The 23,391-nt window shown below is 33.4% G+C and carries 16 protein-coding genes and 1 riboswitch; of the genes, 5 read left to right on the top strand and 11 right to left on the bottom strand.

Features of this window, described 5'->3' with window-relative positions; translation table 11 throughout:
- Positions 1–148 precede the first annotated feature (148 nt).
- A riboswitch (SAM riboswitch) is annotated at positions 149–251 on the bottom strand.
- Positions 252–386: 135 nt separating this feature from the next.
- From G6042_RS07455 to G6042_RS07445, 3 genes are all read right to left on the bottom strand, one after another.
- Positions 387–1,487, bottom strand: coding sequence for a homoserine dehydrogenase family protein (locus G6042_RS07455; RefSeq protein WP_169523677.1), 1,101 nt, complete (start codon positions 1,485–1,487; stop codon positions 387–389).
- The gene (locus G6042_RS07450; protein WP_169523676.1) at positions 1,474–2,475 is read right to left on the bottom strand and encodes an alpha/beta fold hydrolase; all 1,002 of its coding nucleotides are present in this window, start codon (positions 2,473–2,475) and stop codon (positions 1,474–1,476) included. The genes G6042_RS07455 and G6042_RS07450 overlap by 14 nt, the downstream gene beginning before the upstream one ends.
- 110 nt (positions 2,476–2,585) lie before the next feature.
- A complete protein-coding gene (locus G6042_RS07445) occupies positions 2,586–3,881 on the bottom strand; it encodes an O-acetylhomoserine aminocarboxypropyltransferase/cysteine synthase family protein (protein WP_169523675.1) in 1,296 nt (431 codons plus the stop codon).
- 769 nt (positions 3,882–4,650) lie between these two features.
- Between G6042_RS07445 and metK the strand changes: the two genes are divergently transcribed.
- Both metK and G6042_RS07435 read left to right on the top strand, forming a co-directional pair.
- Positions 4,651–5,901 carry a methionine adenosyltransferase gene (gene metK, locus G6042_RS07440; protein ID WP_169523674.1) on the top strand — a complete coding sequence of 417 codons (1,251 nt, stop codon included), beginning with the start codon at positions 4,651–4,653 and terminating at the stop codon, positions 5,899–5,901.
- An 83-nt stretch (positions 5,902–5,984) separates the two neighbouring features.
- Entirely contained in the window at positions 5,985–7,340 is a 1,356-nt protein-coding gene (locus G6042_RS07435) for a hypothetical protein (protein ID WP_169523673.1), read from the top strand.
- A gap of 127 nt (positions 7,341–7,467) precedes the next feature.
- Here the strand turns inward: G6042_RS07435 and G6042_RS07430 are convergent, their stop codons facing one another.
- The 4 genes from G6042_RS07430 to G6042_RS07415 are packed head-to-tail and all read right to left on the bottom strand — an operon-like array spanning position 7,468 to position 12,801.
- Positions 7,468–10,197, bottom strand: a complete 2,730-nt coding sequence (locus G6042_RS07430; RefSeq protein ID WP_169523672.1) for a carboxypeptidase-like regulatory domain-containing protein — start codon at positions 10,195–10,197, stop codon at positions 7,468–7,470.
- A gap of 25 nt (positions 10,198–10,222) precedes the next feature.
- Positions 10,223–11,062, bottom strand: a complete 840-nt coding sequence (locus G6042_RS07425) for a GLPGLI family protein (protein WP_169523671.1) — start codon at positions 11,060–11,062, stop codon at positions 10,223–10,225.
- Positions 11,063–11,086: 24 nt separating this feature from the next.
- The gene (locus tag G6042_RS07420; RefSeq protein WP_169523670.1) at positions 11,087–11,896 is read right to left on the bottom strand and encodes a GLPGLI family protein; all 810 of its coding nucleotides are present in this window, start codon (positions 11,894–11,896) and stop codon (positions 11,087–11,089) included.
- Positions 11,897–11,922: 26 nt separating this feature from the next.
- Positions 11,923–12,801, bottom strand: coding sequence for a GLPGLI family protein (locus G6042_RS07415; protein WP_169523669.1), 879 nt, complete (start codon positions 12,799–12,801; stop codon positions 11,923–11,925).
- 122 nt (positions 12,802–12,923) lie between these two features.
- Here G6042_RS07415 and G6042_RS07410 point away from each other — a divergent pair, with 122 nt between their 5' ends.
- Both G6042_RS07410 and G6042_RS07405 read left to right on the top strand, forming a co-directional pair.
- The gene (locus tag G6042_RS07410; protein WP_211161657.1) at positions 12,924–13,721 is read left to right on the top strand and encodes a hypothetical protein; all 798 of its coding nucleotides are present in this window, start codon (positions 12,924–12,926) and stop codon (positions 13,719–13,721) included.
- Positions 13,721–14,335, top strand: coding sequence for a deoxynucleoside kinase (locus G6042_RS07405; protein WP_169523668.1), 615 nt, complete (start codon positions 13,721–13,723; stop codon positions 14,333–14,335). The genes G6042_RS07410 and G6042_RS07405 overlap by 1 nt, the downstream gene beginning before the upstream one ends.
- Positions 14,336–14,459: 124 nt before the next feature.
- Here the strand turns inward: G6042_RS07405 and G6042_RS07400 are convergent, their stop codons facing one another.
- Complete coding sequence (locus tag G6042_RS07400; protein ID WP_169523667.1) at positions 14,460–15,113, bottom strand: hypothetical protein; 654 nt, start codon at positions 15,111–15,113, stop codon at positions 14,460–14,462.
- A gap of 99 nt (positions 15,114–15,212) precedes the next feature.
- Entirely contained in the window at positions 15,213–16,784 is a 1,572-nt protein-coding gene (locus tag G6042_RS07395; RefSeq protein ID WP_169523666.1) for a beta-N-acetylhexosaminidase, read from the bottom strand.
- A gap of 633 nt (positions 16,785–17,417) precedes the next feature.
- Between G6042_RS07395 and G6042_RS07390 the strand changes: the two genes are divergently transcribed.
- Complete coding sequence (locus tag G6042_RS07390; RefSeq protein ID WP_169523665.1) at positions 17,418–17,960, top strand: hypothetical protein; 543 nt, start codon at positions 17,418–17,420, stop codon at positions 17,958–17,960.
- Positions 17,961–18,268: 308 nt separating this feature from the next.
- Here G6042_RS07390 and G6042_RS07385 read toward each other — a convergent pair whose 3' ends face one another.
- Both G6042_RS07385 and G6042_RS07380 read right to left on the bottom strand, forming a co-directional pair.
- A complete protein-coding gene (locus G6042_RS07385) occupies positions 18,269–20,698 on the bottom strand; it encodes a sodium-translocating pyrophosphatase (protein ID WP_169523664.1) in 2,430 nt (809 codons plus the stop codon).
- Between the two features lie 196 nt (positions 20,699–20,894).
- Positions 20,895–23,378: a DUF5686 and carboxypeptidase-like regulatory domain-containing protein gene (locus tag G6042_RS07380; RefSeq protein ID WP_169523663.1), complete on the bottom strand. Its 2,484-nt coding sequence runs from the start codon at positions 23,376–23,378 to the stop codon at positions 20,895–20,897.
- Positions 23,379–23,391: the final 13 nt, after the last annotated feature.

Raw genomic sequence — 23,391 nt, 5'->3', positions numbered from 1 at the left:
TTTCTTTAAAAAAATAAAAAATATAGCGGAAAGCAGGAATATGGTTTGCTGAAATGCGCAATCCATTCGCTCCATGCTTCGACAAGCTCAGCAGGACAAACTAGTTTAAAATTATTTTATGTTATGTGGAAAGTGAGAGAAATTCTCGTGGTTATCTGTTTCGCCGAAGCGAATAGAATGTAGCACCTTTTCGTGTTGATAGGTTGCTAAGCTTTCATTGAGTCTAATCTCTCCAGCTTTCGTGATAACGGTCAATAAGTTTATGAACGATGCAAAGTAATGGTATAGATTGTTAATTTGCAAGTGTTTTGTAAAAATAAAAACCTACAACGTTATAGTGTTGCAGGTTTTCGGGGTTTTGGGTTAGTTAGTGAAATTTTTATTTTTTAGAGCCAAATTGCTTCTTTTACTTTTATTTTTTCGGCGATTTTGAGAATATCGGTCAAAACGCCGCGCGCTGTAACTTCTTTTCCTGCGCCTGCGCCTTGAATGACGATGGGAATTTCACCATAGGATTTTGTGTAGATTTCAATCAAATTATCAGCACCTTTTAGTTGACCAAGTGGAGAACTTTTGGGAACAGAAATTAATTTAACCTCGAGTGATTTATTGTTTATATCAAATTCTCCAACATAGCGCAAAACATGGTCTTCTGCCTGAGTAATTTTGGCTACTTGAAATGGTTTATCGAACAAATGCTTGTTGGATGCATACTCTGCTTTTGAATGTGTTGTATTGAGATTGGGCAACAAGAGTGACGACACTTTAACATCGGAAAAATCAACTGAGTGTTCTATTTCACGAGCTAAAATCAATAGTTTTCGTGCTACATCATTTCCTGATAAATCTTCGCGGGAATCGGGTTCGGTATAACCGTTTTTTTCGGCATCGAGTAAAATTTTTGAAAACGGAGTTTCTTCGGATGAAAATCTATTAAAAATATAACTCAACGAACCTGAGAAAACGCCTCGAATTTTTGTGATTTTTTCGCCCGAAAAATGCAAATCATTGATGGTCTGAACAACTGGCAAACCTGCGCCAACATTAGTTTCATAAAGAAATGATTTGTCGTATTTTTTGAGATTTCTTCGTAGTTCTTTGTAGAAGTCAAAATGAATCGTATTTGCTTTTTTATTGGCTGCTACGATATCAAAACCATTTTGTATCAACGGAATGTAATTTTTGATGATTTCTTCGCTTGCCGTGGCATCAACTGCTATCAAGTTTTCTAATTGTTGTTCTTTGACATAATCGATAATGTCTTCTATTCTAAACGGAATTGCCGATTGGGCAAAGTTGGCTTCCCATTGATTTTTTACACCAGCTTTCTCAAAAAAAGCTAAGGACGAATTGGTTATAATTGGAAAACGTAAATCGATATTCTTTTTCTCCAAAAAGAATTTTTGACTTTCTATGACTTGATTAACCAATGTACTTCCGACATTGCCAATACCAAAAAGGATTATATTTACTCTAAGCGCTGACATATTTTTGTTGTTTTTGTTTGTTAAAAATGGGTTCTAAAATTTGGGATAATTGATTGATTTCGATTAAAAAAGCATCGTGTCCGTGAATGGAATTGATTTCATGATAAAAGACATTTTCTTTTACCAATTTAGCTTGCTGATAATCTTTTCTGTTTTCATCGGCAATGAAAAAATAATCGGTATCGACAGCTACGATATGAATATTGGCATTAATTGTAGTAATTACCGATTGGAAATTATTTCGCTCGCGTGTAATGTCGTTCGTTTTCAACAGATGATTCATTAGTTTATACGATGATAGTCGAAAACGGTTTTTGAGTTTTATTCCGTGATTAACCAACCAATTTTCGATTTGAAAAATGGAGTTTTCATTTAATTTTTCTCTTTGAAATCGCTGGTTTACGGACTGTGGCGTTCGATACAAAAGCATGGCGTGTAATCTTGCATCGGCAATCGGATCATCGGAATTATTGAGAATTTGATCCTGAATTAAGACATTGGCAATTACCCAATCTGTAGCTTTCCAATCTGTAGCAATTGGGATTAAATTTGCAATTTTATCGGGTTGAAGTGCTGTCATTTCCCAAGCGATTGAGCCGCCAAGACTTCCACCAATTAGTGCAAAAACCGAATTTACATTGAGAAAAAACAATCCTTCCCAAAAAATACGAGCTATATCACGAATGGTGAAATCTTTGTAATTTGATATGAGATTACCAAAATTATTATCAAATCCGTTTCCAGGAATATTGAAAGCAATTACCGTAAAATAATTGGTGTCAATAGTTTTATTTTCCCCAATTAAATCGTTCCACCAGCCGTTTTCTCCAGTTATATTAGAGTTTCCTGTCAAAGCATGATTGACAATTACAATCGGCGCGGAATGTAACGGTTGACCAAATAGTTGATAGAATAACGGAGTATAAGCGCGCTGTTTTCCGTTTTCTAACCCAAAATTAAAGAGGTCTATTTTTTCTAACTTTTTCATTTTTGTTTTTTATAGCAATTCTTCCCTTTTTTAAAAGACTGCCTTCAACCAAATGATTGAAGACAATCTTCAAAACAAACAAACAAAACCTAAACCAATGGCTTATTCTTTTATACTATAAACTGAGTTGCTTTTACTTTTACAAATACTGCTTTTAAATCAGCTTTCAAATCATCGATGTCTTCCAATCCAACCGATAAACGGATTAAATCCTTTGTTACTCCTGTAGAAAGTTGATCTTCATCGGACAATTGTTGATGGGTTGTACTCGCCGGATGAATTATCAATGATTTTGTATCACCAATGTTTGCTAAAAGTGAGAATAACTTGGTTTCTCCTACTACTTTTTTAGCTGCTTCATAACCTGCTTTTAATCCGAAGGTTACAATACCGCTTTTTCCTTCTGGCAAATATTTATCGGCTAACTCTTTGTATTTTGATGATGCTAATCCTGGATAATTTACCCAAGCAACTTCTTCTTGTTGCTCAAGCCATTGTGCTAATTTCAATGCATTTTCAGAATGTTTTTTAATTCTGATTTCCAAAGTTTCCAATCCTTGTATCGTTTGAAAAGCATTAAACGGACTTAAAGCTGCGCCAAAATCACGTAATCCTTCAATTCTTACTTTGGCTATAAATGATGCAGCGCCAAGAACTTCATAGTATTTTAATCCGTGATATCCAGCTGAAGGTTCGGTGAACTCTGGGAATTTTCCATTACTCCAATCAAATTTTCCGGCATCAATGATAACACCTCCAAGAGAAGTTCCATTTCCAGTAATGTATTTGGTTAACGAGTGAATGACAATATCTGCACCGTATTGAATTGGGTTCAACAAATAAGGCGTTGCAACCGTATTATCAACGATAAATGGTACTTTGAATGCTTTGGCTTCTTTGGATATGGCTTCCAAATCGAGTACATCTAACTTTGGATTTCCTATGCTTTCTGCAAAAAATACTCTAGTGTTTTCTTTTGCTGCTTTAGTAAAGTTTTCAGGATTTGACGGATCAACAAAAGTAGTTGTAATTCCTAATCTTGGTAAAGTAACACTCAGTAAGTTATACGTTCCGCCATACAAACTGTTGGATGCGACAATATGATCGCCTGCTTTTAATAACGTTAAAAACGCTGTTGCAATTGCGGCCGTTCCCGAAGCAGTAACAACTGCACCAATTCCGCCTTCTAATGCTGCTAAGCGTTGCTCAAGAATATCATTGGTTGGATTGTTTAATCTTGTATAGATAAATCCGGCTTCGGCAAGTCCAAAAAGATTAGCAGCGTGATCCGCATCTTTGAAAACATAAGATGTTGTTTGATAAATTGGAACTGCTCTTGTTCCTGCGTTTTTAGTAACGTCATGTCCTGCGTGTAATGCGTTGGTTGAAAATTTTTGTGTGCTCATGATTTTTAAGTATTAAGATATTTGTATTAAGTATTAAGATTTTTGTAGTTGGATTTTTGATGTGATGCTGAAATAAATTCAGCATAAAAAAAAGTCCTTTTGGATGGCTACCAAAAGGACTTCTCGAGTATAAAATATAAACTTAGATTACGTCTTCTGCTTTTGGTAATAGGATATGTCAATACAACACCACATCATCATGTGCATGTGCATACGCATCATACGGTTCATAATATTTTTTCCTATTACGTTCATTTTGAAATTATTATTTTAAATATTATTTTTTACCTTCAGATTCTGAAATAAATTCAGAATAAAAAAAGCCTCTGCGGTTTGCAGAGGCTTTGATTGTATATTTTTTAAAAAACTTAAAATTATGCAATATGAGTCCTCTGCGGAAAATTCCACATCATGCGACACATATGACAAATAATAAATTTCATTTTTTCTGTTATTTTGATGAAGCAAACTTCTGAACTAATTTTGAATAAAAAAAATAAAATTTGAAAATTTAACATTTAAAAGTTTGTATTATATATTTAAATACTACGTATTTAGGAATTTTAAAATTACGTTAAAAAAATAAAAAAAGTGAATTTGTTTTTCTTATTCGAAATAGTCTTTATACATTTGCAACCGAAAATCAAGAGGAAAAATTTGAACTGATTGCAACCTCATTAAAAAATGCTAAAGCAGAAACTCTCCTTTAGCTCGTTGTAGCAATCTTTCATTTCTTCATAACATTTAAAATTAAAAACTAAGTATAGTTATGGCTTATTTATTTACGTCGGAGTCTGTAAGCGAAGGACATCCGGATAAAGTTGCTGACCAAATTTCTGATGCATTAATTGATAATTTTTTGGCATTTGATGCTGAATCAAAAGTAGCTTGTGAAACATTGGTTACAACAGGTCAAGTAATTTTGGCAGGAGAAGTTAAATCAAAAACATATCTTGACGTACAATCTATTGCAAGAGAAGTAATTAGAAAAATTGGTTATACCAAAAGTGAATATATGTTTGAAGCCAATTCTTGTGGTGTTTTGTCAGCAATTCACGAGCAATCGGCAGATATTAATCAAGGAGTTGACAGAGCAAGCAAAGAAGAACAAGGTGCTGGAGATCAAGGAATGATGTTCGGTTATGCTACTAACGAAACTGCAGAATACATGCCGTTAGCGTTAAAATTATCTCATCAGTTATTACAAGAATTAGCGGATTTGAGAAGAGAAAATTCCGAGATTACTTATTTGCGTCCAGATGCTAAATCTCAGGTTACTTTAGAATATTCTGACGATAACAAACCGGTTAGAATCGATGCGATTGTTGTTTCTACACAACACGATGATTTTGCTGATGAACCAACAATGTTGGCTAAAATCAAGAAAGATATTATCGAAATTTTAATTCCGAGAGTTATTGCTAAAAATCCTCAATATGCTCATTTATTTAATGATGCAATTAAATACCACATCAATCCAACTGGAAAATTCGTAATTGGTGGACCACACGGTGATACTGGTTTAACAGGTAGAAAAATTATTGTGGACACGTATGGTGGAAAAGGTGCTCACGGTGGTGGTGCTTTCTCAGGAAAAGATCCTTCAAAAGTTGACCGTTCTGCAGCTTATGCAACGCGTCATATTGCTAAAAACTTAGTTGCTGCTGGTGTTGCTGATGAAATTTTAGTTCAGGTTTCCTATGCTATTGGTGTTGCTGAACCAACTTCTATCAACGTTAACACTTACGGAACTGCAAAAGTAAATTTAACCGATGGAGAAATCAGTAAAGTTGTTGAAGGTATTTTTGATATGCGTCCTTATTTTATTGAGCAACGTTTAAAATTGAGAAATCCAATTTACAGTGAAACTGCTGCTTATGGACATATGGGAAGAACTCCTGAAACGGTAACTAAAACTTTTACTTCTCCAAATGGAGAAACTAAAACGGTTACTGTTGATTTATTTACTTGGGAAAAATTAGATTACGTAGATCAAGTAAAAGCAGCATTTTCGATTTAATTTTTTTAATTCTAAAATATCTGAAACCATCTCAAAAATGAGGTGGTTTTTTTATTACTTTGTATTTCCAAATTTTACAAAATTTGTTTCAACTTTTCAAAAATATAGAAAATAGAATTCAACCACTTCAAGGTTATTTGCTACTATTAGCTTTGCTAAATGGTGCAATAGTGATGAATTTTCACAAACTCATTTATAGAAATCCTCCTATTCTTGCTTTTCTTATTTTTTTTCTGTTAGTAACGATTTTTAATCCAAAAAAATGGTGGGCAACTCTCATCAATTGTATTATTTTAATTGGGTTACAAATTTTAGCTTTCCCTAGAATAGGCAATCATTCCACGATACTTTTGTTTATTTCCTTAACAGTTTGGAGTTTGTTTTTCTTAAAATACTTTCGAATAAACCTGAATATTAAACCCGATTTTATTTCTTATTCTTTCAGAATAATCACGATTACAATCTATTTTTATACTGGATTTCATAAACTGAATACTGATTTTTTCAATTCTTGCGTTAGTTGTGTAAATGAAATTAACGAAAACACTATTTCGGGAATTCTAAATACCAATTTTAAAATAACGGATGACATATCTCGATTTTTTCAATGGTCAACAATTTTTATAGAATGTGTACTTCCGTTTGGACTTTTACACCATAAAACCCGAAAATATACTGCCTTACTATTGTTGTTTTTCCATTTTTATTTGGCTTTTTCATTCTTTGCTGATTTTTGTGCCGCTGCATTATTTTTGTTGATAGGTTGTATTATCGATTTTAAGAAAGAAGTGTCGCCCAAAACAATTTACTTCTTGAAAATCTATTTAATTTTTATAGTCATTGCAGTTGTTGGTTACTGTTTATTGCCATTTACAAATATTGAAAAAATCAAGTATCGTTTTGTTCAAGGAATAACTTTCAATATTGGTCTTTTCTTGTTTGCGTTTCATTATTTCAAAAAAACTTCATCGAAAAAACTTCAGTTTCAAAAAAAATATATTTTACCGTTGGCAAGCATGTCTTTTCTTATTAGTATTTGGACTTTAAAAACGTATATTGGTCTTGGAAACGCTGGAAATTTGACAATGTTTAGCAATTTGGTTACTGAAAAAAGCATGAACAATCATTGGCTAATCGATACCAAAAAAACTAAGCTTTTTGATTTTGAAGAAGATAATGTTTACATCATTTCTATTCAAAACCAATCTATAAAGAAATACTATAATGGTTATATACTACCGGCAACAGAATTTCGATTTTTAGTTAACTATTGGTCACGAAAATACAGCAAACCTATTCCGTGTACATTGATTTATAAAGGCAAGAAACAACACTTTGAAGACATTAGAAAATCTCCATTTACCGAAACGAAATGGTGGTATAAATATCTTTTTTTTCGGAAAATTCAAACATCATCGCCTAATAAATGTCGATGGTAAATTGACTAAAAAAAGTCAGTTAATTTAACTGACTTTTTTAGCCCTGATAGCAGCGGCATCCTTTTAAATTCATCAGGTTTTTTTCTAACCTGATGAATTTAAAAGATATAGCGAATAGCAGGAATAGCTACAAATTATATTTCAAACTGAAAATAATGTATCTCGGTTGCACTCTATATTGTGAATTTCGGGTGGAAAACTGTGTGAAACTATCATCGTTTAGTGATGTTGTGTTCAATAAATTGGTTGCTGCCACTTTGTATTCCCAATGACTGGCTTTTGTTTTTTGATAGGTTAAACTTGCCGATAAAAAGTCATATTCTTGGTCAACGGTTTTTGCTTTATTATAGTAATGAAAAAACTCATATTCAGCTACGAATGAAAAACTTTTTAGGAAGAAATAATCCAATTTTGCCGTTGGACTATCGGTGTAGAAATTGTCGTTTGGATATTGACTTACTCGATACGAATACCCCAATTCAAGATTAGGTAAGTTTTTGAAATTGGTTGAAGCAGTCAAACTATATTGTTGCGTAAAACTTTCGGTATCGACTACATTTTCTATTGAACTCACTGGATTTACTTGAATATTGTAAAACTTACTCCAATTTACCGATGCGCTGATATTTGCTTTATAATATTTCATAAACGAACGACCATAACGCACATTTCCTGAAAAAGTTTCATCACCAAAAGGCGAATTAAATGGTGAACCAATTTGATTTACACCTTCAAATAAAGCTCTGGTTTTGATAGCGTCAGTCGTTCTAGTATAGCTAATAACTGCTCCATAATTTTCAAAATTGAACATATTAAACTTTTGATAATTCAAAGAATGACTTTGCATTATCGAATTAGTCAAATCGCGATTTCCTGAGAACAAACTGCTGTAACTATTGAAAATTGTTCCCAATGCATAATTATTGATATTGGTAAAATTATTCGTCAGTCCAAAATTGTACGTCAACGATTCTGATTTTTTGATTTGGTAAATCATATTAAAATCGGGCAATAAACGATACATTTCTTGATTAACATCGGTTCCCAATTGTGTATTAGTCAAATCAAAACGATGCAAAGTAACTCCTGGCGTAAATGTAAATTTACCAGTCAACCATTTTATATGAAACCCTAAATAGGTGTCATTAAAACGATAATTTACGTCATTATTGTTTTCGGCTGCATTCAAATTGTTGATACTTCCATCATCCAATCGTTGAAAAATGGAAGAATTCAAGCTTTGATACACATAAGAATTTGCCAAAGTAAAATTCAAATTCGTTTTTGGTGTCAACACATAATAATAGTCCAATCTACTATCGAGTTTATTGGTTTTGATAAAACGACTTTGCGTAATATCATTGCGGTTTTGTGTTTGATTGTATCCAAAAAAGTCAAAAGGCTGAAACTCTAAATTGGCGTTGTACAACGGATCTTCGTTTTGATACAAATGCTGACTTTCGAAAGCGAAAACGTGTTTGTCAGTTGGCGTATAATAAAAACTCAAGTTCTGATTAATATTAACTGGATCTTGCTTTTTAGATGTCAAAACACTTTCATTTGTATCGATTCCTGAAACATAATTAAACACTTGACGTTGCAATTCGTTATTTTCTCTTTGAGCAGAAATTCGAGTTAAAATATCATAATCCAATTGAAACTTTGCTGTTGGTTTGTAGGTTGTACTAAACTTGAATAATCCTAAATTATTCTTTTGACTTCCTGCATCATCTCTAACTTCAGTTGAAGAAACATCGGTTGTATTAGGTCGTAAAATATTGACTGTTGAATTTGTTTCGGTATCAACTAAAGTAGAAGTTGCAATGGCAAATCCACTTAAACTCCAGCTTTTTGATGGATTGTATGAAAAGTTCGTTGCGCCAAAATGCGATTCGATTTCTTTAACTCTGTTATCTTGAAAAAAGCTAATTCCGAGTGAATTGCTTCCTACATTGATGCTTCCGCCACCTTTACCCATAATATTTCTAAAACCACCAGCAAATCGGAAATAATCTTGAATGGTAAACGCTTGCTGACCAACATTATTGCTGTTTGCCATTACGTTGATACTGTATTTTGGACTATAATAAAACGCTTTTGGTGCTACAACATAACGTTCATCATCGTGACCAACGCCAATTCCGGCAGTCATATCTCCAAACCAAAAGTTCTTCTTCCCTTCTTTTAGTTTGATGTTCATCGCCAAATTATCCTGATTGTTTTCAACGCCTTTCATGATAGAGTTTTCGTTGTAATTACGAAGTACTTGAACTTTATCAATCGCATCGGCAGGAATATTTTTTACACCTAATTTGGTATCACCATCAAAGAAATCTTTGCCTTCTACCATTAATTTAGTAACGGCTTTTCCTTCCACTTTTACTTGACCTTCGGCATCAACCTCAACTCCAGGAAGTTTTTTTAGAACATCCTCCAACTTTCTTTCAGTTCCTGTGGTAAACGAATCGGAATTGTAAACAATAGTGTCGCCTTTTATCGAAACCGGCATTTCACGAACAATTTCAACGCCTTGAAGTTCAATTCCGCCACTTTCCATTGTGATGTTTTGAGTAATGTTTTCGCTTTGGGTTGTAACCGTAATTTCTTTGTTTTGCATTCCTAGATAACTCAACTTGATAGTATAAGTCGAATTGGTTTTTAGGTTTAGCAAAAATTTTCCTTTTTCGTTGGTGATTGCATACGCATCCATAGCTTTGGTCGTTTGGTTCATCGCCATCACGTTTGCCATTTCTAGTGGAGCTTTTTTATCATCTTGAACAATTCCTTCAAAACGAACGGTTTGTGCAAAAGAAAATGATGAGAGTAAAACAACTAGTGTAAAAAGTAATTTTTTCATGAAGTAGGCTTATAAATGAATTGAATTAATGTTGAAACATGATAACGCCATCTTCGTCTTTCATGCTATCGGTTTTCTTTTTTTGGATTTCGTCAAATTTCTTTTGAGATACTTTTTCACCTGTATTGGGTGCTTTGATTTTAGTTTTTTCTTTGTTACTTAAAACCACTTTGGAACAAAGAATAATTAGTTTTTCTTCGCTTACTTCCAAAATCAATCCTGGTAAACCCCAATAATTATCGGGACCAAAATTCACTGGAATTTCTGGCGTGTACCAAGCTGTGATGACTTTATCTTCGGGCTTTTCCATTTTGAAAAGAGCTGGTTTTTTCTCTTCTTTTTTCAAAAACTCTTCATATTCCTTCTTTTGTTTTTCACTCACAGGAATAACTAGTTCAGCTTTAAAACAGTTGTAATCACCAATTTTTTTGGTTTCATCAATCAGTTTCCATTCAGGTTGTACTAATGGTTCCACGATTAAAAATTCTTTACCAAAAATTTCATCTTCAACAATGCTGTTTTTGTCTTTAACGTTAAGGTATTTTTTTCCACCACCAGAAAAACTTATCGAAATAGACATCCCATCAGAAGCACCTTTTGGTTCTTCTAATTTTTGTTCTTCTTCGTATAAACACTCCGTTTTATTAAAAGTAAGTACATATTGTTTTTCTGTAGCCTTTTTTAAGGCAATTTCGATTTCTTTTTGAAGTTCAGGATCAAGAGGTTCTTTAGATTTTGTTTCAACTTTTTCCGTTTTTTTCTTCATAATTCTTTTCGAAAAATACTCCGCTTTTCCTTGAAAATCTTGTGCTTTTGCCAAAAAACCCATTAGCAAAAACGATGAAATAAGTACAACTTTTGTCATGATATAATTGATTGATGAATATTTTTATCTTCTTTCTAAACTTTCCATTTTGTCTTTGTGTATGGCATCAAACTCTTCCTGAGAAACCTCAACTCCAACATTTGGAACTTTAATTTTAAAATTTTCTTTGTTACTGATAACCACTTTTGAGCAAAGAATTATTCTTTTTTCTTCTTGTATTTCTAAAATTAATCCAGGTAAACCCCAATAATTTAATGGTCCAACATTAACAGGAATATCTGGAGTATACCAAGCTGTAACTTTTTTTTCTTTGGGTTCATCCATTGTAAAAAAAGAAGGTTTGCTTTCCTGTTTCTTTAGATACTCTTCATATTGTTTTTTCTCTTTTTCAGTAACAGGAATAGTAACTTCTGCTTTATAGCAAGTATAATCTCCTATCTTTTTGGTTTCGTTAAGCAATTTCCAGTCAAACTGTTGTAATTTTTCAACAATTAAAAATTCTTTCCCAAGAATATCATCTTCAACAATTCTAGTTCGCTCTTTTGTATTTAGATACTTTTTACCTTCACCTGAAATATGAATTGAAACACTAACGCCATTATTTTGAGAACTTGGCTTTTCAAGACTTTGATTTTTCTCAAACAGCGCTTCGGTTTTAGTAAATGTTAACGTATATGCCTTTTCAGAAGCATTTTTTAAGGCTTCTTCATAGGCTTTTTTCAAATTCTCATCATCATCCGATTTGACACCAACTTCCTCAATTCCATTTTTGTAAATCATTTTAGAAAAATATTCTGCTTTTCCTTGAAAATCTTGTGCTTTTGCCAAAAAACCCATTAGCAAAAACGATGAAATAAGTACAACTTTTGTCATGATATAATTGATTGATGAATTAAAATTTATCTTCCTCTACCCATTTGAAAACCTCCGCGTCCACCCATTTCGCTCATTTCTTCCATTTTTTTGATAACCGTTTCATCATATTCTTTTTGAGAAACTTCTTTTCCTGTCGTTGGCGCTTTGATGTCGGCTTTATCTTTTGGATTTAAAACTACTTTCGAACAAAGTATGGTTGTTTTTCCATCATTCACTTCTAGGATTAAACCTGGCAAACCCCAATAACCTTCTGGACCTTGACTTACTGGAATTTCTGGCGTGTACCAAGCCGTGATGGTAATTTCTTTTGGCAAATCTATCTCATCTAAAAAGCTAGTTTTTTTAGCTTCTTCTTTTGGCTTTTCCTCTTTTTTATCGTCATTTCTTTTCGGACGGAAATTTCTAAAATCGGTTTTACTAGCTGGAATTACAGCTGTTGCTTTGAAACAATTATAGCCACCAATTACTCTAGTTTCGCCACTCATTTGCCAGTTATAATTAGTCAAAGAATCTTTTACTAAAAATTCTTTCCCCATAAATTCTTTATCAACTTTATAGATTTTTTCTTTTACATTTTTATAATGCGTTCCGCCGCCACCCATAAATGATGACATCATTCGCATTCCGCCTTGACCTTGTCCAGGAGCATCAAGTCTTTCTTCTTCCTTGTATATAGAAGCCGATTTGTCAAAATTTAAAATGAATGTCTTTTCAAACATTTTCTTCATTCGTTCTTCAATCATTTTTTGCATTTCGGGAGTAATTTCTTTGTTTCCCTCAAATCGTGATTTGAAATCGGCAGTACTGGTTTTGGATTCATAAACTGCCATGCCTTGAAACTCTTTTTGAGCAAATGAAACTGTTGTTAGTAAAACAGTTAGTAGGAAGAAAAACTTTTTCATTATTAGATTATTTTTGTCATTTCGATAACAAATATGACGATTGTTTGAGTAAAGTGTTACCAAAGTTTTGTTAAAAATTATAAGACTGCAAAAAATTGATTTAGTTTAATTAAATTAGCTGTATGAGTAAGAGAATATTTTTTTGTCTTTTTATAGTGCTTTTTACAATGCCAATTGTTGGTTATGCGCAACGCATAAAAACAGTTTTGGAACAAGAAACAAAATCTTCGGCTGATTTTTATTGTGGTTTAGATAATTTTAGAAACAGTTATTTCATAAAAAATAATGTTTTTGTAAAGCAATCTGGAAACCAAACTTGGGAATACAAAAACCTTCCGCTGGGAAAAATCACTTCGGTTGACATTATTAATCCCTTGCAAATTGTCTTGTTTTACGAGCAATTCAATACAGCCATTATGCTCGATAATCAGCTGAATGAAATTAGGAAAATAGACTTTACCGAAATAAACAACTCCTTAATCATTTCAAAAATTGGTTTGGCAGGACAAAATCAGTTTTGGATTTACAATGCTGTGAATCAAAAACTAATTCTTTTTGATTACTTAAAAAATACCGTAAAAGAATTACCTATTCCTATTGAGCACGAAATTAAATTTTATCAAACCGATTTCAATACGTTCTATTGGATAGACGAATACAACAATTGGTTTTCCTGCGATATCTTTGGAAAAAAAACACTTTTAGGCAATATTCCTGCCTTTGAAAACATCCAAATCGTTGATACTGAAAAACTCCTGTTTTCGGTTGGAACCAAATTATACTACTTGAATACCAAAACCCAATCGGTGATAGAAATAGAAATTGTTGAGAATTCGTTTGGAAATTTTTATTACAAAGACCAAATTTTATCTATTTTTACCAGCCAAGAAATTAAGAATTATAAAATAAAAATACCATAATGCATATAGCAGTCGCAGGAAACATCGGTGCAGGAAAGACAACTTTGACAAAATATTTGGCAAAACATTTTAAATGGGAACCTCATTTTGAAGATGTAGTTGACAATCCTTATTTGGACGATTTTTATCATCAAATGGAACGCTGGAGTTTCAATTTGCAAATTTATTTCCTCAACAGCAGATTTCGTCAGGTTTTGCAAATTCGCGAAAGCGGAAAAAACATCATCCAAGATAGAACAATCTATGAAGATGCACATATTTTTGCACCCAATCTTCATGCGATGGGTTTAATGACCAATCGTGATTTTGAAAACTATGCTTCACTATTTGAATTGATGGAAGGATTGGTTGGCGCACCCGATTTGTTGATTTACCTGCGAAGTTCCATCCCAAATCTTGTGGGACAAATTCACAAACGCGGACGCGATTATGAAAACTCGATTTCGATTGATTACCTAAGCCGATTGAACGAACGCTATGAAGCTTGGATTAGTACTTACAGCAAAGGAAAACTATTAATTATAGACGTTGACAACATTGATTTTGTCAACAATCCCGAAGATTTAGGAATGATTATCAATAGAATTGACGCCGAGTTAAACGGGTTGTTTTAAAATAGTTTGAAGCGAATGGCTTGGGCATTTTTGTAATCCATTTTTCAGCTATCATTACAATAAAAAAGACTTTCATGGTTGAAAGTCTTTTTTATTTTCATTGAACAATGCATTTGATAAAACACTAATCATAAATTGGAACCTTAGTTGCACCTAAATAATAAATATCCTCATCCATCCAAAAGAAAATATCCAAAAGGGGTGCATTTGAATGGTTATTTATAACTTCTTCTAATAAATTTCCTTTACTATCATAACCTCTATCTCTTTCATATAAAGTATCAAAATTAACGTAATAATCAACAACATCATACTCTTTTGTTTGAAGGTCTTTTAGTGTAACATATTTATAATCCTCTATTTGTAACTCATCAAATAGATACATTTTATTATTAATTAAATCTACATAAACTAAATATGCATCATCTTTATAAACTACATGGTCTTCAAATATGTAATAATGTAACTCATGAATACCGCCATAAGCAACTTTTAATTTTGGAAAGCTAGGTTCTTCATATTTAAATTTTGAATACCAGTAATTCTCTTTTTTTAAAAATGTTCTTTTTATTTTGAAATCATTGTACATCACTTCTAATTCTATTTTATCTTTCGTTTGACTTATAAATCTAACACAATGGTCTGTTTTTTCAGTTGGTTCAACAAAAGTCATGGTTTTATAATCAAACGTCTTGTAATAAACCTGTTTATCACAAGATACAAATAGAACTAATACTACATAAATTAATTGAATATGCATGATGTTTAATTTTTTCATTTCAGTTACTAATTTGTTTTTTATCTTAGAATACGAGCTTTTCAAAAAACACTTTGTGAAGCTAGTTTTCATTTTAAAATAGATTTTAAAGCTCGAATTTCATCTGGATTTGCTGTAATTGATACCTTTTTTATCAAAAATATCAAAATGTTGTATCATTCTGTTTTGAAAATCGGCAAATTTATCAGGATTTGATGTTCCCCAAACTACTTCGGATAAGGCTAACATTCTTGGGAAAATCATATACTCTACATGGCTTGGCGTTTCAATATATTCCGTCCAGAGATTGGCTTGTGCACCGAGAATGTATTGTGCTTCATCTGCGGATAATTCTTTTGGTGTTGGGTTAAAAGAGTACACTTTTTCTACTGGTGTATAGCCGCCAAAAGCGATGGGTTCATTTTTAGGTTCGCCTTGATAATGATCAAAATAACAGTGTGAACCTGGCGACATGACTACATAGTGTTTTTCTTTGGCAGCTGCAATGCCACCTTCGGTTCCGCGCCAGCTCATGACTGCTGCATTGGGAGCTAATCCGCCTTCGAGGATTTCATCCCAACCGATGATTTTTCGACCTTTGGCATTTACAAATTTTTCAATTCTTTGGATGAAATAACTCTGTAGCTCGTGTTCGTCTTTTAGATTTTCGGTTTTCATACGCTGTTGGCACTTTGGACAGGCTTTCCAGCGCACTTTTGGACATTCATCGCCACCGATATGAATGTATTTGGAAGGAAACAAATCGATAACCTCGGACAGAATGTTTTCTAGAAAAGTGAAGGTTTCGTCTTTTGGACAAAAAACATCGTCTAAAACGCCCCAAATTTTACCCACTTCAAATGGTCCGCCAGTACAGGAATATTCAGGATAGGCTGCTAATGCTGCCACGGCATGACCGGGCATTTCAATTTCTGGAACTACCGTAATGTGTCGTAGATTTGCATAAGCAACAATTTCTTTGATATCGTCTTGAGTATAAAATCCGCCGTAGCGTTTATCATCAAACTTTTGGTCGGAATAATGACCTACCATGGAACCGTTTCGATAAGCGCCAATTTCAGTCAGTTTTGGGTATTTTTTTATTTCGATGCGCCAACCTTGGCCATCGGTTAAATGCCAATGAAAGGTATTCATTTTGTACATGGCGAGATAATCGATGTATTTTTTGATGAATTCTTTTGGAAAAAAATGTCGCGCACAATCAAGATGCATTCCGCGCCAAGCGTATTTTGGTTGGTCAGAAATTCTTATCCAAGGAACTCGAATTTCAGCGGATTTTTCTAGTGGAAGTAATTGAGAAAGTGTTTGAATTCCATATAAAATGCCTTGATTTGAAAAAGCGGTTATCACAATTTTATTGCGTGAGCTACTTAATTTATAGTGTTCTTTATTGACGTTTGTAGCATCGGGTGATTTTAAGATAAGTTGAATACTATTGGAACTATTTTTAGAAGTTATTTTTAAATCTAAGCCCGTTTGTGCTTTGATTACTTCTTTTAAATAGTTTGCTTCAAATGAATTTTTATCCGCTTGAATAGTAGTTTTAGCTGTTATAGTGCAACTTCCTTTTCCTAATAGAACTGATTTGGGCTGCGGAATTAAAGGCAACTGTTCTTGTGCAAAGGAAAGATTGAACAGCAGTAGGAATAATAATAGCAGTTTTTTGGACATAAATAGATACAATTAGCAATGGCTAAATTTAGGTAAAAAACAAGCTGCTTGCTATTTTTCTTGTTTTAAAAAAAAGCAGAATACTAGTTGTATTGTATAACTGCTGTAAAAAAGGGTGTCAAAACAATTGCTTTGACTGCGTGTAAAGATTGCCATAAAATTAGTATGGTTTAGTGGTTAATGAACAAAAATGTTTGGTCTGCAAAAAAAATTGACAGTAAAGCAAAGGACATTGACAGTAAAGCAAAAGACATTGACAGTAAAACAAACGTGTCTGTCGGTGAAGCAAACGCGTCTAACTGTTAAGCAAACGTGTCTAACTGGTAAACAAACGTGTCTAACTGCTAAGCAAACGCGTCTAACTGTTAAGCAAACGCGTCTAACTGGTAAGCAAACGTGTCTAACTGGTAAGCAAAGGGTTGATTTTGTTGGGTTTTTGGGATTTTAAGGGTTGTAGCAAAGGTTTTTGCCACGGATTGCACTGATTTTAACAGATTGATTTATTGTGGTGATGGGTTTTGGGGGAAATTTGTATATTTGTTATGAAGTGGTTTGCGGGTATGGATTGGAAATCCACGCTATCAGGGTTGTTCCTTAGGTAAGAAAAAATCACATTTATCATAAATGAGAACAATGGAAATCGGAAAACAATTTAATAGCCTGAGTTTTAAAGAATATCAATTCTATATTGAAAATCATAAAAACTATTCAGATTTCAATACTTTAGGTCTTTATCGTTCTATTTCTGAGAATGAAAAGTTAAGCCTTGAGGAAAAAATAAAGGTTCGTGATTTAGCTAATACCATATTTCAGAAAACATTTGACTTCCTTCAAGTTAAAGATCCATGGACTTATATCAAAGTTGAAGCTTTAGGATTAGAACTTACAAATGGAGACAAAGAACAAATGTGGCGAAAAATACGCAAGTATCAAGAAAAAATATTACGAGAAAAAAGAATTAGACATCAAAATTTTGGAGAATATTCAAAACATAATTGCGGTTACGAAACTTGTTCTATGAACGGTATAATGATTAAACAAGGTTCATGGTTTGCGGAATATGAAATGTGTATTGGGAATATCAATAAGTATATTCAAAAGAAAAAATCTGAAAGAAGAAAATCAGATAGAAAAAATGAAACTCAAATCATAAAAAAAGAGCTTGACTTAGAGTAACTCGCTATCAAATAACAGCCGTAACTGTTGCACAACCACCATTTTTTAAAAGTAATTTAAAAAACAAAACAGCTACATTATTTTTATTACCTTCACATCAGTTTTACAAATTTGCATTGCAAAAAGGATAGAACTAGAAACACCATGTCGCATCTATGTCGCACTAACGATATAGCAACCCTATGCCATCGCTATGGGAAAGCCTTACCAAACTTATGATATAAGTAATCTATATTTATACTAATCCAAACAAAAATGCCTTTCAAAATTGAAAGGCATTTTTAATAAAAGTATATAAGGGTGTAAATCTACTCCTGTTTCAAAGTATCCACTTCTTGAACTACTTCTACTTCCTCAGTAGCAACTTCACCTTTGAATTTTCCGTTTTCGTCATACATTGACATGCATTTTTCTTTGCACTCAGCAGAACAACCGTTGTCATCACACATTTTTGCACATTCTTCCTTAGTCATTGATGCCATCATAGCAGTATCACATTTTGAGCAATCCAACTTTTGTTCTGTTTTAACACAACAAGAAGCTTTTGCAGTAGTTGCACCCGCTTCATGACCACCTAAAATTGGAGCAATTACCAATCCAATTAAACACGTTAATTTAATTAAAATGTTCATCGATGGACCAGAAGTATCTTTAAATGGATCACCAACAGTATCTCCAGTTACAGCCGCTTTGTGAGCATCAGAACCTTTGTATGTCATTTCTCCGTTGATTTCAACACCTGCTTCGAATGATTTTTTAGCATTATCCCATGCTCCACCAGCATTGTTTTGAAACACTGCCCAAAGCACACCTGAAACGGTAACTCCAGCCATATAACCACCCAACATTTCAGCGATTAATTGGTTGTTATCAGCATAAACTAATTTACCTAAAAGTACAATAGCAATAGGGAAACCAATAGTCAAAATACCTGGCAACATCATTTCACGCAACGCTGCTTTAGTAGAAATTTCAACACATTTACCATATTCTGGTTTGTTTTTACCTTCCATGATACCTGGAATTTCTCTAAACTGACGACGTACTTCATACACCATATCCATTGCCGCTTTACCTACCGAATTCATAGCTAACGCAGAGAAAACTACTGGTATCATTCCACCAACAAACAACATCGCTAATACTGGCGCCTTGAAAATATTAATTCCGTCAATTCCTGTAAAGGTTACATAAGCCGCAAATAAAGCTAACGAAGTTAATGCAGCCGAAGCAATAGCAAAACCTTTTCCTGTTGCAGCTGTAGTGTTTCCAACTGAATCCAAGATGTCTGTACGAGTACGAACTTCTTTTGGTAATTCACTCATTTCAGCAATTCCACCTGCGTTATCAGAAATAGGTCCAAAAGCGTCGATGGCTAATTGCATTGCTGTTGTAGCCATCATTGCCGAAGCAGCCAAAGCCACACCATAGAAGCCTGCAAAAGCATAAGAAGCCCAAATAGCAGCAGCAAATAAAATTACAGTTGGAAAAGTAGAAATCATTCCTGTTGCTAAACCAGCGATTACGTTAGTTCCTGCACCAGTTGATGATTTTTGTACGATTGCCAAAACTGGTTTTGTACCTAAACCTGTATAATATTCAGTCACTGAAGAAATAACGCCACCAACCACTAAACCTACGATGGTAGCATAGAAAACTCTCATGGATGAAATTTCTTTTAATCCTTCACCATAGAATTCCATTTGCATTACTTCTGGTAACAAGTATTTTACTAAGAAGAAACATGAAACAGCTGTTAACACAATAGAAACCCAGTTTCCAACGTTTAATGCACCTTGAACTTGTTTTTCTTTAGCATCATCGCTAGATATTTTCACTAACATTGTTCCAATGATAGAGAATAAAATTCCGAAACCAGCAATTGCCATTGGTAATAAAATTGGACCAATTCCACCGAAAGCATCTTGAATACTTCCGCCCATATCTTTGATAACATAGTTACCTAATACCATTGCAGCCAAAACGGTTGCCACATAAGAACCGAATAAATCGGCACCCATTCCAGCAACGTCACCAACGTTGTCACCAACGTTATCAGCAATTGTAGCAGGATTTCTTGGATCATCTTCTGGAATACCAGCTTCAACCTTTCCTACTAAGTCAGCTCCAACATCGGCAGCTTTAGTATAAATTCCACCACCAACACGAGCAAACAAAGCGATAGATTCTGCTCCAAGAGAGAAACCAGCTAAGGTTTCTAATACGATAGTCATATCATCTGTAGAAGTCCAAGTTCCTTTCATGAACACTTGGAATAAAATAATAAAGAAACCTGTTAAACCAAGAACTGCAAGACCTGCAACTCCTAATCCCATAACGGTTCCACCACCAAAAGAAACTTTTAAAGCTTGTGGCAAACTTGTTCTTGCCGCTTGTGTAGTTCTTACGTTGGTTTTGGTAGCAATCTTCATCCCGATGTTTCCTGCAAATGCAGAAAATATAGCACCAAAAACGAAAGCTACAACTATTAAAATGTGCGTTGTTGGAACTACAAAAGAAATTCCAGCTAACGCAATACTTGCTCCAATTACGAAGAAAGTTAGTAATCGGTATTCTGCTTTCAAGAAAGCTAATGCGCCTTCATAAATGTAATCTGAAATCTCTTTCATCTTACCATCGCCTGCGTCTTGTTTTAAAACCCAAGCTTGTTTGTATAGCATAAATGCTAAGCCAATAACTGCCATTACTATTGGCAAATAAATCATAAAATTATCCATCTTTATTTATTTAAAATCGGGCTAAAATAACAATTTTTTAACAATTTAAACAATATAATCTTGAATATTAGTTCATTTACTATACATATCAATTGTTACGCTTTATGCTAAGGATTATCGCATAAAAAAACCAGTGCCTTTTAAATTAAAAGCACTGGTTTGATATAAATAAATTAGGTTTTAAACCAAAAATAATCTAGAAATGAAACCCAAACGAACCTTTTACAGTAAAATTATTTCCATCAGGAACATCTCTGTAATTGCCTCGCCAAGCAAAATCTAGTCTAAAAACTTTGAAGATATTTCCAATTCCTGCGCTGTATTCCCAATAAGGTTTTTCAGGTGATTGATAAATTAATCCTGAAGCGTTGATGGCTTTATTTTCATCAGAAACCGTTCCATAAACTCCTTTTATTCCAATGATTTCTCTTAGGTTTAATTTTCGTAAACCAGGAATTCTAGCAAATATTTTTCCTTGGAAATTGTGTTGCCAATTTACCGTTGCATATTGATCGGCTACAAATTCGTAGAAATTCAAATTATTAAACGTGTTATCAATGATAAAATAAGTTTGGTTACCTGGAACAACACTCAACAATCCTAACGGAACTTGACCAAATGTTTTTCCTAATTCTACCGTAAAATTAGAACGACCAATCGCACCAATAATCAATGGCTGTTTATAATACAACTGAATTTTTTGATAATCAAAATCGCTATCGATAAAACCTTTCAAACCTTGACTATAATTAATAAAAAATCGGCTGTATGGACTATCAACTTCTCTTCGTTCTACACCATAACCAATGGTTTTTCTTTTTGGTGTATATTCAAATTGCAGATTGATTTCAGATTGTTTTACTTCGCTATTAATTGTGGTAAAAGTGTTATCTGTAAAGTAATCTAAACTAAATGTATCTGATGCCGATTCTAAGGTTCGATAAGAAAATCCTAATTGCATCGTGAAGTTTTTAGCAGGTTCAATTTCTGCGGCAATGGTAGTCAAATTAATGTTGGTTAATTTTCCATTGGCACCAGTAGTAAAAACTCCCGACGATGCATAACTTCTCCCTAAAACATCATTAGTAGTCGTTAAACTTGCTCCAATTTGTTCCACATCGCGACGATTTCCTCCCGAAAGAATGATTCTGTTTTTCTTATCAACCATCCATTTCCCTGAAAAACCATATTTGAATTTATTATCTTCAAATCCATAAGCAGTGTAAGCTTGCAAACGCCAAGTATCATTCGGTCCAAAATAAGTTCTACCACCGACGCGAACTCGAACACCTTCGACTTCATTATACCCGAAAGTGGAGAAAATCGGTCCATAATCAAAGTTTTTAAACTCAACATAACCACTTCCTAAAATGGAAACCAAGTTATACATTCGCTGGAATTTCTTGACCGTCTTCAACGTATCAAGCATTTTATAAATGCCTTGTTCGTCTTTGTTTAATTTCTCAAATCGATTCTCACTCCAATAATTGTCATCTTTGTTGTAAACCGAATTGTCTATAAAATTGATTTCTTCTTTATAGAATTTCTCAGGTTTCTTTTCATTGAATTTGAAATTTTGGTACATGGTTGTTCGTTTTCCATAAATACCTTTGGATTCTTCTTTCTTTCTTAAAGCAAAATCCGACATCATATAATCGCGGGTTGGCAAGAAAACAGAGTCGTTCAAAACCTCAAATTCTTGTTCGATATAGATATCTTTTACCCAGTTAATATTGGCGCTTTTGGTTACAGCCATATTAATTTTTTTGATGGCAAATGTGGTATCGTTTACCCAAAAATCACCTTTAAAAGTCAATTCGTTTTTACGTCTTGGATAAAAAACAATATTATAGCAGAGTTTATTATCGATAACTGCGGTATCTGCCAAAACATAGTTGTAAACATCAATTCCGGTTCGCGACAACGGACTTGTAAAACTTTTATCAAAGAAATTCAAATAGTTGTCATAAATATCAAAATCGTTGTACAAATCTTTGATAAAAGTATTTACACCATCGCCATTTCCTAAACCTGAGTTTTTATTGGCTTTTAAAATTTCTTTAGTCTTTTTAATCTGATTATCTCCATAAACTTCCGAAATGGATTCGTTGATAAAAATTGGCAAATAGGTTTTTCCTGTTACTCGCGAAGTATCAACATTTTTGAAAACAAACTCCATTCCTTTGAAAATTTTACTTTTCATCATCGCGCTATCGATGGTATTCATGTCAAATTCTACCTTTTCATACTTATCATATTGGTATTGTTTAAACATTTTCAATCCATTTTTGCGTCTTCTTTCCCAAATTTTTCTCAAAATATCCAACGCAGGATTGTTTTTCTTGGAAGTTTTTCCGGCATAAACCACAACTTCTTTCAAGCTTTTTCCTTCGCTTAGCACAATTTTAAAATCATAACTAACCGATTTGGTTAGCTTTACTTCTTTGGTTGGAAAACCAACAAATGAAACCAATAAAGTATCATAATTATCTGGAGCTTCAATATAAAAACGTCCGTCTTCATTGGAAACTACACCAATTTTTGAACCCTTAAAAACCACATTGGCATAAGGAATTGGCATATCAGTATTGTCCACAACCATTCCGCTCACTTTGGTTTGAGCAGACATAAAACTTACAGAAGCAAACAATAAAACTAAAGTTAAAATACTATTTTTCATAGGCATAAAAAAA

The organism is Flavobacterium solisilvae, assembly GCF_012911605.1.
Taxonomy (GTDB): domain Bacteria; phylum Bacteroidota; class Bacteroidia; order Flavobacteriales; family Flavobacteriaceae; genus Flavobacterium; species Flavobacterium solisilvae.
Note: the sequence above shows the minus strand (reverse complement) of the source record. Positions and strands in the feature narration are given on the sequence as shown.